The sequence below is a fragment of the Micromonospora sp. WMMD980 genome (assembly GCF_029626035.1).
GTDB lineage: Bacteria > Actinomycetota > Actinomycetes > Mycobacteriales > Micromonosporaceae > Micromonospora.
This window is the reverse complement of record NZ_JARUBE010000003.1, coordinates 3,740,086-3,751,723: the sequence shown is the minus strand read 5'-3', so window position 1 is coordinate 3,751,723 and position 11,638 is coordinate 3,740,086. Positions and strand designations below refer to the sequence as shown.

Below are 11,638 nucleotides of genomic sequence, written 5' to 3'. Positions count from 1 at the left end.
GTGCCTGAAGTGACAGCTGTCAGTCTCGGTATGCCCCCCGTACCGCCGCCGCCGTTGGCCCCGCGTCGGGCCAGCCGCCAGATCATGGTCGGCTCGGTGCCGGTCGGCGGCGGCGCACCGGTGTCGGTGCAGTCCATGACCACCACCCTGACCGCCGACGTGAACGCCACGCTCCAGCAGATCGCCGAGCTGACCGCGTCCGGCTGCCAGATCGTCCGGGTCGCCGTGCCGTCGCAGGACGACGTCGAGGCGCTCCCCGCGATCGCCAGGAAGTCGCAGATCCCGGTGATCGCCGACATCCACTTCCAGCCGAAGTACGTGTTCGCCGCGATCGACGCCGGCTGCGCGGCGGTGCGGGTGAACCCGGGCAACATCCGGCAGTTCGACGACAAGGTCAAGGAGATCGCCCGGGCCGCCGGCGACGCGGGCGTGCCGATCCGGATCGGCGTGAACGCCGGCTCGCTGGACAAGCGCCTGCTCGCCAAGTACGGCCGGGCCACCGCCGAGGCGCTCGTCGAGTCGGCGCTGTGGGAGTGCTCGCTGTTCGAGGAGCACGGCTTCCGGGACATCAAGATCTCGGTCAAGCACAACGACCCGGTGGTGATGATCCGCGCCTACCGGCAGCTCGCCGAGCAGTGCGACTACCCGCTGCACCTGGGCGTCACCGAGGCCGGCCCGGCGTTCCAGGGCACGATCAAGTCGGCGGTGGCGTTCGGCGCGCTGCTGGCCGAGGGGATCGGCGACACGATCCGGGTCTCGCTCTCCGCCCCGCCGGTGGAGGAGATCAAGGTCGGCAACCAGATCCTGGAGTCGCTGGGGCTGCGCGAGCGTGGCCTGGAGATCGTCTCCTGCCCGTCCTGCGGCCGGGCCCAGGTCGACGTCTACAAGCTGGCCGAGGAGGTCACCGCCGGCCTGGAAGGGCTGCCGGTGCCGCTGCGCGTCGCGGTCATGGGCTGCGTGGTCAACGGTCCGGGTGAGGCCCGTGAGGCCGATCTGGGCGTCGCGTCCGGCAACGGCAAGGGCCAGATCTTCGTCAAGGGCAAGGTGGTCAAAACCGTGCCCGAGGCCCAGATCGTGGAGACGCTGATCGAGGAGGCGCTGCGCATCGCCGACGAGATGGGCGCCGAGATCCCCGAGGAGCTGCGCGAGCTGCTGCCGGGCGGTGCCACCGTCACCGTGCACTGACCGCGTCCCGCGTCGCCGTGCGGCCGTCCCCTCGCCGGGGGCGGCCGCACGCGCCGTCTCAGGGCCGGGACACCGCGGCGAACGGGGAGAGCGTGAACCAGCCGGGCACCGCGCGCCGCAGCGTCTCCGGCCCGGCCACCTCGACCGCGCCGCTGCGCAGCGCCGCCGCCCAGCCCAGGTCGCCCAGCCAGACCTGGACCATGGCGCGCAGGTCGGCGGTGACGGTCACCGCCACGTCGTGCCCGGGGTCGCTGTCGCAGACGTCCGCCTCGCCGGCGGCGATGACCAGCCACCAGTCGCGCAGCGCCGCCGGCACGTCGCGGAAGCGGAACCGCAGGACGGTACGCCCCGGCGGGACCGCCGCGTGGTCGACGTGCCGGTGCATGTCCCAGAGCAGCAGCTTCGGGTCCAGGTCGGCGTCGCCCAGCTCGCCGATCCAGCGCACCCCCCAGGCGCCGAGCGCCTCCACCACGGGCCGCAGCTCCCGGCCCGCGGCGGTCGGGACGTAGCGCACGTCCGCGCCGTCGACCCGCCGTTCCACCACACCGGCGCGCACGAGCTGGTGCAGCCGTCGGGACAGCAGCGTGGGCGACATCCGGGGCAGGCCCCGGCGCAGCTCGTTGAAGCGTTCCGAGCCGCTGACCAGCTCCCGCACCACGAGCAGCGTCCACCGCTCGTCGAGCAGTTCCATGGCTTTCGCCACCGGGCAGAACTGGTGGTAGGAGGCGCCCATGGCGGGCACGCTACGCCCGGCCCGGTGCCCCGGCCAGCGACCTGTCGGGAGCGGTACAGATCTCGTACTGGGGGTCGGGTCGCTCACTGCCTAGCGTCACTACCAGGCGCGACGGTGAGGAGCAGACGATGATCGAGGAACGGGAACGAGACGCGGCGGTGAAGGCCGGGCACCGCCGGATGTGGGCGCTCGGCGACTACGCCGCGGTGGCCGCGCAGGTGATCCCGCAGTTGGGCGCGACGCTGGTCCGGGCCGCCCGGGTGGGCCCGGGTGACCGGGTGCTGGACGTGGCCGCCGGCACCGGCAACGCGGCGCTGCCGGCGGCGCGGACCGGGGCGGAGGTGGTCGCCGGCGACCTCACTCCGGAGCTGCTGGAGATCGGACGGGAGTTGGCCGCGCGCGAGGGGTTGACGCTCACCTGGGAGGAGGTCGACGCCGAGGCGTTGCCCTACGCCGACGCCGCGTTCGACCGGGTGCTCTCCTGCGTGGGGGTGATGTTCGCGCCCCGACACCGGGTGGCGGCCGACGAGCTGCTCCGGGTCTGTCGGCCGGGCGGCACGGTCGGCCTGGTGAACTGGACCCCGCAGGGGTTCGTGGGGCAACTGTTCGCGGCGATGCGGCCGTACGCGCCGCCACCGCCGCCGGGCGCGCAGCCGCCTCCGCTCTGGGGAGACGAGGAGCACGTCCGGGAGCTGTTCGGCGATCGGGTGAACGCGCTCACGCTGGGACGCGACGCGGTGGTGGTGAACCGCTTCGCCACGCCCGCGGAGTTCCGCGACTTCTTCGCCGCACACTACGGACCGACGGTGGCGGTCTACCGGGCGAACGCCGGCGACCCGGAGCGGACCGCGGCGCTGGACCGGGCGCTGCTGGACCTGGCCGAACGGCACCTGGACGGCGGCGTGATGCGGTGGGAGTACCTGTTGGTGACCGCGCGCCGGGCCTGACGGCACACCGGCGGGTCGCCCGTCGGTGTGCCGTCCCGGCGGCTGTTCACTCGGACTCGGCGAGGATGGCGTAGAGCTTGCGCCGGGTCTCGTCGAGCACCTGGGCGGCGCGGGCGCGCTGGTCGTCCGTGCCGGTGGTCATCACCTGCCGCAGCGCGTTCATCGCCTGCGTGCCGGCGTCGCGGATGTCGTGCCAGCTGTTGACGGTCTGCTCGGCGAACGCCGCCCAGGGTGGGGTCTGTGCCGCCTCGGTCGCCTCGGCGCGCCCCTGGTCGGTGAGGGCGAACCGCTTGCGCCCACCGTCGGAGTCCGGTGCGGTCGCGATGACGCCCTCGTCCTCCAGCAGTTGCAGGGTGGGGTAGATCGAGCCGGGGCTGGGCCGCCAGGCCCCGCCGGTGCGGGAGTCGATCTCCTGGATCATCTCGTAGCCGTGCATCGGCCGCTCGGTGAGCAGGGCCAGCACGGCCCCGCGCACGTTCGGCCGCCGGCCCCGGCCACCTCGACCGCCCCGGCCCCGTCCGTGACCGTGCGGTCCGGGCGGAAACGGCGGGGGCGGGGGTACGGGCGGGAAGCCGAAGCCGCCGTGGCGGTGCATCTCGTCACGCAGGGCGTGCACGTGTCGGTGGAATCCCATCGGGCTCTCCTTCGATTTGAGTATCGCTGATGCATCAACGATATATCGCCAACGCATCGGCGACAAGACGCATGGCCGGGTTGTCCAGGTGCGCGGTCGGCCCGCGCGCGCCGGGGTGCATCTGGCAGGCTGGTAACCGTGCTCACGATGCCGGTACGCCAACTGGGGGAGTCGGAGCGCCGCGCGGTCGAGCGGTTGCTCGACGCCGACCCCTACGCCGGCGCGCAGGTCGCCGAGCGGGTGGCGGCGCGCGGCCTGGCCTGGTGGCGGGCCGAGGCGCGGATCCTCGGCTACGGCTCCCGGCGCAACCTGGAGTCGATCTGCTGGCTGGGCGGCAACCTGACCCCGGTGCTCGCCTCGGAGTCGGCGGTGGCCGCGTTCGCCGAGCAGTTGGGCGAGGAGGAACGACTCTGCTCCTCGATCGTGGGCCGCGCCGACGCGGTGCTCGGCCTCTGGGACCGCCTCGGTCCGCACTGGGGGCCGGCCCGGGACGTACGCCCGAACCAGCCGTTGCTGGCCACGGACGCGGCGCCGCCGGTGGCGCCGGACCCGCAGGTGCGCCGGGTGCGCGCCGACGAGGTCGACCGGCTCTTCCCGGCGGCGGTGGCGATGTACACCGAGGAGGTCGGCGTGTCGCCGATGGCCGAGGACGGCGGTCGCGGCTACCGGCGGCGGGTGACCGAGCTGGTGCGCGCCGGCCGGGCCTACGCCCGCATCGTCGACGGTCGGGTGGTCTTCAAGGCCGAGCTGGCGGTGGTGACCCGCCGCACCGCGCAGATCCAGGGCGTCTGGGTGGCTCCCGAGTGGCGGGGCCGGGGCATCGCGGCCGCCGCGATGGCCGCGGTGGTCCGTGACGCGCTGGCCCGGGTCGCACCCACGGTCAGCCTCTACGTCAACGACTTCAACCTGCCGGCCCGCCGGGTCTACGAGCGCTGCGGTTTCCGCCCGGTCGGCACGCTCGCCACTGTGCTGTTCTGAGGATCACCCTCCCTCGCGTTGCGTCGAACCGGACACCCGGCGCTATGCTGGTCATGTTTTTGTACTGACCAGTCAGTTTAGAAGTCGGAGCGGGTGGGATGACGATCGTCGAGGCCGACGGGCTGGGGCTGCGGACCCGGCGCGGCTGGGTCTACCGGGACGTGGACCTCACCGCCGAGCGCGGTGAGCTGCTCGCGGTGACCGGGCCCCCCGGCAGTGGGCGGACCTCGCTCCTGCTCGCCCTGGCCGGCCGCTTCCCGCACAGCCACGGTGAGCTGCGCCGGCGCGGCCCGGCCGCGCTCGGCCAGGTGGCCGGCGTGCACGAGCCCGACCCCACGCTCACCGTCGCCGAGCACATCACCGAACGCCTGCTGCTGCTCGGGCCGGTGCCACGCCGCCGCCAGCTCGTCCCGGTGGCCGCGCTGCGGGCCCGCCGGGCCTACCGCCGCGACGCCTACGCCGCCGCCGTCGCCGGCGCCGGCTTCACCGACGTCCCGCTCGACCCCGACCGGTACGGCCGCGACCTCACCCCGATCGACCGCCAGGTGCTCGGGCTGGTGCTGGCCAGCCTCGCCGGCCCCAGCCTGATCGTCGCCGACGACGTGGACGCCGGCGCCGACCGCCCGGAACGGGAATGGATCTGGGCCGCCCTGGAACGCCTCGCCGGCCAGGGCTACGCGGTGATCGCCAGCGCCCGCGCCGTCGAGGAGGGGGTGACCGCCACCGTGCACCGCGTCGGCGACCCCGCCCTGCCCGTACCCGCCCTGCCCGCCGTGGAGGTGCCCGCGTGAGCGTGCTGCGACTCGCCCTGTTCGAGCTGCGCCGGATGACCCGGGGCCGACTGCCGCGCGCCGCGCTCGCCGTGCTCACCGTGGTCCCGCTGCTCTACGGCGCGCTCTACCTCTACGCCTTCTGGGACCCGTACGGGAAGCTCGACCGGATCCCGGTAGCGCTGGTCGACGCGGATCGGCCGGCCACGGCGAGCGACGGCAGCGAGGTGCACGCCGGCCGGGACCTCACCGACGAACTTGTCGCCCGCAGGGTCTTCGGCTGGACCGTCACCGACCAGACCGATGCCACCGCGGGCCTGCGCGACGGCCGCTACCACCTGGTCTTCTCCATCCCGGCCGACTTCTCGGCCACCCTGGCCGCCGGCCCGGAACCGGACCGGACGGCCCGGCAGGGCGAGCTGAAGGTGGTCAACGACGACGCCACCAACTACCTGTCCGGGCTGCTCGCCCGCTCGGCGTTCAGCGAGATCCGGGCCGCCGCCGCGGAGAGCACCGCCGCCTCGTACTTCGACAAGATGCTGATCGGCTTCACCGACGCCAAGGCCGAGACCGGTCGCGCGGCCGACGGGGCCGGGAAGATCTCCGACGGGCTCGGCACCTCGCAGCGGGGCGCCGGGCAGCTCGCCGACGGGCTCGGCGACGCCGAGAACGGCGCCGGGCAGCTCGCCGGCGGCCTGAACCAGTCGGTCCAGGGCGCCGACAAGCTCGCCAAGGGCCTCGACCAACTGCAGACCGGCGCGGCACAACTCGCCGACGGCGCCGGCCGGGCCGCCACCGAGACGAAGGCCGCCGCCGCGAAGGTCGACGCCGCAGCGAACAAGTACGAGCCGGTGCTGCGCCGCAACGCCGACCGGATCCAGCAGGCGGCCACCGCGGTCGCCACCGGCGCGCAGCAGCTCGCCGACGGGCTGGACGCGCTGCCCGCCAAGGCCGACGAGGTGGTCGGCCTCGCCGAGGAGATCTCCGACCGGCTCGACGCGGTCGCGAAGGACCACCCCGAACTCGCCGACGACCCGAATTTCGCCGCCGCCCGCAAGGCCGCCGGTCAGGCCGTCACCCAGGCCAAGGCGCTGCGGTCCGCGCTGGACAAGTCCGATCTGGCCGCGTTGAAGAAGCAGATGACCGAGGTCGCGAAGACCGCCCGGGAGGTGGCCGCCGCCGCGCCGCACCTGGCCGACGACGTCGCCTCGGCCCGGGCCAAGGTCGACGAGCTGGCCGGCGGGCTCAACACGCTGGCCCAGGGCAGCGCCAAGCTCCGCGACGGACTCGGCGACGCGTCGACCGGCGCCGACCAGCTCCGCGGCGGCCTCTACCGGCTCGCCACCGGGGCCCGGCAACTCGACGGCGGCCTGGCCCAGCTCGGCACCGGCAGCACCAAGCTGGTCGACGGACTGACCACGCTGGAGGGCGGCGCCGGTGACCTCGCCGACGGGCTCGCCGCCGGGGAGAAGAAACTGCCCGGGTACGACGACGCGGCCAGCCGCGCCGACGTGCTCGGCGACCCGGTCGGCCTGACCCGCGACTCGCAGCACCCGGCCGGCTCCTACGGGGTGGGCTTCGCCCCCTACTTCCTGGCGCTGGCGCTCTGGGTCGGCGCGATGATCACGTACATGCTGTTGCGGCCGGTCAACCGGCGGCACGTGATGTCCGGCGCGGCCGGCTGGCGGGTGGTGCTCGCCGGCTGGCTGCCCGCCGCGGCGATCGGCCTGGCCCAGGTCGCCGTGCTCTACACGGTGGTGACGCTGGCCCTCGGGCTCGACCCGCGGCACGGCGCGGCCACGTTCGGGCTGCTCGCGCTCGCCTCGCTGGCGTTCACCGCGATCATGCAACTGCTCGGCGTGGCACTCGGCCCGGCCGGCCGGCTCGCCGCGCTGGCGTTGCTGATGCTCCAGCTCACCTCGTCCGGCGGCACCTACCCGGTGCAGACCTCGCCCGGCTTCTTCCAGGCGATCCACCCCTGGCTGCCGATGACGTACGTGGTGGGCGGGCTGCGGCACACCATCAACGGCGGCCCGGCCGGACCGGTGGTCACCGGGGCGCTGGTGCTGCTCGCGTTCGGCCTGGGCGCGCTGGCGCTCACCGTCGGCTCGGCGCGCCGGTCCCGCCGGCTCACCCCGGCCAAGCTGCACCCCGAACTGACCATGTGAGGATGGTCCGGTGACGGACGGACGGACGCGCCGGCGGGCGGACACCCGCCAACGCCTCTTCGTGGCGGCGGTAGACCTCATCGCCGAGCAGGGCTTCTCGGCGACCACGGTGGACGACATCGCGGCCCGGGCCGGCGTGGCGAAGGGAACCGTCTACTACAACTTCGAGTCCAAGACCGTTCTCTTCGAGGAGCTGCTGCGGCACGGCATCGGCCTGCTCACCGCCGAGTTCCGGGCCGCCGTCGACGGACTGCCGCCCCGCGAGGCGCTCGCCGCGCTGGTCCGCGCCGAACTCGACTACATCCGCCGCTACCGGGCGTTCGCCCAGCTCCTGCTCTCGGAGATGTGGCGCACCAACCGGGAGTGGCAGCAGACGCTGCGGCTGCTGCGCGGCGAGGCGATCGAGGTGATCGCGGAAACCGTCCGGGCCGGCGTGACCAGCGGCGACCTGCCGGCCGACCTGGACGTCCGCACCGCCAGCTCGGCGCTGTTCGGCGTCGGACTGGTGGTGGCGGTGGACTGGCTGGTGTTCCAGCCCGACCGGCCGATCGCCGACGTGCAGGAGTCCCTGCTCGGCATCGTCCGTCGGGTCGCCCAGACCTGACCGGACCACGGTAAATCGTTTGAGCCGGACCGGCCGGACGGGAAGGCTGGGGTCACCGCCCCCACCCGTCCGAGTCCGGAGGACCGTCCTATGCGCCTGCTCCGAGATCTCTGGACCACCGCACCCCGGCGGATGGCGATCGTCCTGCTGCTGATCGTGCTGGGCGCCGGTGGTCAGGCCGCCGCGTCCGCGCTCGCCGGGCCGGTGCTCGTGCACCGCTCGTCCGGCTGGTTCGTCGCGCTGGCCGTGGCCCTCGTCGCCGCGGTCGTCACCGACCTGCTGATCGGTCTGATCATGGCCCGGCTCACCGCCGACTGGTCCGCCGACGTGCGCCGCCGGCTCTGCCGGGTCGCGCTCGGGCAGGAACTGCCGGCGCTGGAGACCACCCCGGTGGGTGAGCTGCTCGACCGGATCGACAACGACGTCTACCAGGTCGCCGCCGAGATGCGGAACACCGGCGTACGGCTGGCCCAGGGCATCGCGGTCTGCGTGCTCGCCACGGTCAGCGCGCTCGTCGTCTGGTGGCCGGCCGGCCTCGGGATGGTGCTGCTCACCGCGCTGCTCGCGGTCGTGCTGCGCCGCCCCACCGCCCGCATCGCCCCGGCCCGGATGGCCGAGGAGGAAGCCTGGTCCGACCTCGCCGCCGTGATGGAGGAGGCGGTGCACGGCCAAGACGACGTGCGCACCAGCCTGGCCCGGCCCTACGTGCTGCGTCTCTACGCCCGCCGGGCGGCCGCGGTGATCGCCCGGGGTGACCGGGTGTTCCGGCTCTCCGGCCGGGTCACCGCGCTCGCCGCCGGCGGCGTCCGGGCCGGCATCGTCGGCGTGGTGCTGGGCGGCGCGTGGGCGCTCGCCACCGGCCGGGTCGACGCCGCCCGGCTCACCGCCGTCTGGCTCCTCGCGATCGCGTTCGGCGCGACCGTCGAGCACATCGCCCGCTGGGTGCCGCACCTGCAACAGGCGTTCGGTGCCTGGGCCCGGGTGCAACTGCTGGCCAACTCGCGGCAGGAACCGGTCGGTGGGCTCGCCCCGACCGACGGCGACCTGACCGTGCGCGGGCTCACCTTCCGCTACCCGGCGGTCGGGGACGCGCGCGGTCCGGCGCTGCGCGACGTGCGGCTCGACTTCACCCGCGGCCGCTCCTACGCGCTCGTCGGGCGCACCGGCTCGGGCAAGTCGACGCTGGCCAAGGTGCTCACCCGGGCGGTGGAGGTGCCCCGCGGCACGGTCTTCCTCGGCGGGGTGGACCTGGTCGACCTCGACGTCGAGGAGCTGCGCCGGTGGATCGCCGTGGTGCCGCAGCGCACCGAGATCCTGGCCGGCACGCTCGCCGAGAACGTGGCGCTGTTCGACCCGGAGCTGCTCGGCGCCGCCGAGCGGGCGCTGGCCGAGCTGGGCCTGGCCGGGTGGATCGCCGAGCTGCCCGACGGCGTGCACACCCGGCTCGGCGAGGGTGGGCACGTGCTCTCCGCCGGGCAGGAGCAACTGGTGGCGTTCGCCCGGATCCTGGTGCGGGACCCGCACGTGGTGATCCTCGACGAGGCCACCGCGCGGCTCGACCCGGTCACCGAGAACCGGGTCCGCCAGGCCACCGAACGGCTGCTCACCGACCGGATCGGCATCGTGGTCGCGCACCGGCTCTCCTCGGTGCGCCGCTGCGACGAGGTGGTGGTGATGGCCGACGGGGCGGTGCTGGAGGCCGGCCCGCTGCGCGAGTCCGCGCGCTTCGCCGAGCTGCTCGCCACCAGCCACGCCGGGGCGTACGCCGGCACCGGCGCCCGCGGCGGCGTGGAACTGCTCGACGGGCCCGGCTGGGCCGACGAACCCTTCGCCGCCGACTGGGCCGACGCGCCGGACGGGTCCACCCCGTCGCGGCGCGGCGGCGTGCCCCGCGTCGAACCGCCGCCGGCGCCGCCCGCGCCGCGTGCGCGGACCATGCGGGAGATCCTCCGCTTGGGCGTCAACGACCCCCGGTACGGCCTGGCCGCGGTCTTCCTGTTCATCGTGATGACGCTGCTCGGGCTGGACGGCGCGGTGCTGCCGTGGCTCTGGGCCGACGTGGTCGGCGGCGGCGACCCGTGGCTGCCCGCGTTGGGCATCGCCGCCGCGCTGCTGGTGGTGCTGCCGCTGCCCTACCTGACGAACGTGTGGTTCCCGCACTGGTGGATCCGGCAGATGCTGCGGATCAGCGCCCGGCTGGTGCACGGGCAGACCGGCGCGCGCCGGGTCAGCGGGCACACCCCGGCCGAGGTGGTGGCGCAGGGCGGTGACACCGACCGGGTGGTGCAGCTCGCCGACAACCTGATGGACCAGTTCATCTCGCTGGCCATCGTGCTCGCCATGACGCTGGTGACCGGCAGCTTCATCCCGGCGGCGTTCTTCGTCGGCACGATGGTGATCTCCGGGTTGGCGGCGACGCTGTTCGGGCCCCGGCTGGAACGCACCGCGGCCGGCACGGTGAAGGCGCGTGCCGCGTTCGCCACCGCGCTGGTCTCCTCGCTGTCGGCCGCCCGCACGGTGAAGCTGGCCGGCGCCACCCGCCCGGTGCTCGACCACCTCGCCGGGCTGGACGTGGTCCGCAGCGAGCGGCAGCGCCGGGAGATCGCCATGCAGGTGTGGGCGCGGTCCACGCCGTCGATCGCCAGCGGGCTGCTGCCGATCGGCGCGTGGGCGCTCTACCTGGCCGGTGGGCTCTCCGCGGGCGCGACGCTGGTGGCGGTCTCCACGCTCGGCGCGGCCCGGTGGTTCGCGTGGACCACCGCGGCGCTGGTGTCGCAGTATCCGTCGGCCCGGGTGTGGACCCGGCGCACCGTGGAGATGACCGGGATGGACACCTACTCGGCGGCGGTGCCCGGGCTCGACCTGGCCGCCGGCACCGCGCCGGCGCCCGAGCCGCCGCCGAGGCACCCGCTGCGCCGGCTGGAGCTGGCCGGCTTCGGCGCGCTGCACTCCGACGGCACGCTCGCCGTCCGCGACGTCGACCTGGTGGTCGAACGCGGGCAACTGGTGCTCGTGGTCGGCCCGGTCGGCGCCGGCAAGTCGTCGCTGCTGCGCGCGTTGGCCGGGATCGTGCACCACGTCGGCGCGCTGCGCTGGAACGGCGAACCGGTCACCGAGCCGGAGCTGTTCCTGCGGCCCAACCAGGTCGGCTACGTGGGGCAGGTGCCCCGGGTGCTCTCCGGCACGGTGGCCGAGAACATCGCGCTGGGGCACCCGGTGGACGCGGCGGGCGCGGTGTCCACCGCCCAGCTCGAACACGACCTGGCCGCGGCGGGCGGCGGGCTCGGCCTGCTGATCGGGCACAAGGGCACCCGGCTCTCCGGTGGCCAGCTCCAGCGGCTGGCGCTGGCCCGGGCGCTCGCGCCGCGTACCGAACTGCTGGTCGCCGACGACGTGTCGTCGGCGCTGGACGTGACCACCGAGCTGGCGCTCTGGGCGGCGCTGCGCGAGCACGGGGTGACGGTGGTCGGCTCGACCGCCAAGCGGGCCGCGCTGATCCGCGCGGACCACGTGGTGGTGCTGGTCGACGGCGTGGTCGCCGACCAGGGCGCCTGGTCCGACCTGGAGCCGCGCTGGAACCATCTGGCCGGCTGACCTCCCGCCCCGCCCTCCCCGGGCG

9 protein-coding genes are annotated in these 11,638 nt (G+C 74.6%); 7 read left to right on the top strand and 2 right to left on the bottom strand.

What is annotated here, in order from left to right:
* Window positions 1–9: 9 nt before the first annotated feature.
* Window positions 10–1,185, top strand: a complete 1,176-nt coding sequence (gene ispG / locus O7618_RS17525; protein ID WP_278107168.1) for a flavodoxin-dependent (E)-4-hydroxy-3-methylbut-2-enyl-diphosphate synthase — start codon at window positions 10–12, stop codon at window positions 1,183–1,185.
* A gap of 58 nt (window positions 1,186–1,243) precedes the next feature.
* Here ispG and O7618_RS17520 read toward each other — a convergent pair whose 3' ends face one another.
* Window positions 1,244–1,918: a helix-turn-helix domain-containing protein gene (locus O7618_RS17520; protein ID WP_278107167.1), complete on the bottom strand. Its 675-nt coding sequence runs from the start codon at window positions 1,916–1,918 to the stop codon at window positions 1,244–1,246.
* 128 nt (window positions 1,919–2,046) lie between these two features.
* Between O7618_RS17520 and O7618_RS17515 the strand changes: the two genes are divergently transcribed.
* On the top strand, window positions 2,047–2,865 hold the full coding sequence (locus O7618_RS17515; protein WP_278107166.1) for a class I SAM-dependent methyltransferase: 819 nt from the start codon (window positions 2,047–2,049) through the stop codon (window positions 2,863–2,865).
* 46 nt (window positions 2,866–2,911) lie between these two features.
* On the opposite strand, the gene O7618_RS17510 is transcribed toward O7618_RS17515, so the two are convergent.
* A complete protein-coding gene (locus O7618_RS17510) occupies window positions 2,912–3,499 on the bottom strand; it encodes a PadR family transcriptional regulator (protein WP_278107165.1) in 588 nt (195 codons plus the stop codon).
* 138 nt (window positions 3,500–3,637) lie between these two features.
* Between O7618_RS17510 and O7618_RS17505 the strand changes: the two genes are divergently transcribed.
* From O7618_RS17505 to O7618_RS17485, 5 genes are all read left to right on the top strand, one after another.
* Window positions 3,638–4,477: a DUF4081 domain-containing GNAT family N-acetyltransferase gene (locus O7618_RS17505; protein WP_278107164.1), complete on the top strand. Its 840-nt coding sequence runs from the start codon at window positions 3,638–3,640 to the stop codon at window positions 4,475–4,477.
* 98 nt (window positions 4,478–4,575) lie between these two features.
* A complete protein-coding gene (locus tag O7618_RS17500) occupies window positions 4,576–5,268 on the top strand; it encodes an ATP-binding cassette domain-containing protein (RefSeq protein ID WP_278107163.1) in 693 nt (230 codons plus the stop codon).
* Entirely contained in the window at window positions 5,265–7,415 is a 2,151-nt protein-coding gene (locus tag O7618_RS17495) for a YhgE/Pip domain-containing protein (RefSeq protein ID WP_278107162.1), read from the top strand. The genes O7618_RS17500 and O7618_RS17495 overlap by 4 nt, the downstream gene beginning before the upstream one ends.
* A 10-nt stretch (window positions 7,416–7,425) precedes the next feature.
* Complete coding sequence (locus tag O7618_RS17490) at window positions 7,426–8,019, top strand: TetR/AcrR family transcriptional regulator (protein WP_278107161.1); 594 nt, start codon at window positions 7,426–7,428, stop codon at window positions 8,017–8,019.
* Between the two features lie 90 nt (window positions 8,020–8,109).
* Complete coding sequence (locus tag O7618_RS17485; protein ID WP_278107159.1) at window positions 8,110–11,613, top strand: ABC transporter ATP-binding protein; 3,504 nt, start codon at window positions 8,110–8,112, stop codon at window positions 11,611–11,613.
* Window positions 11,614–11,638 lie beyond the last annotated feature (25 nt).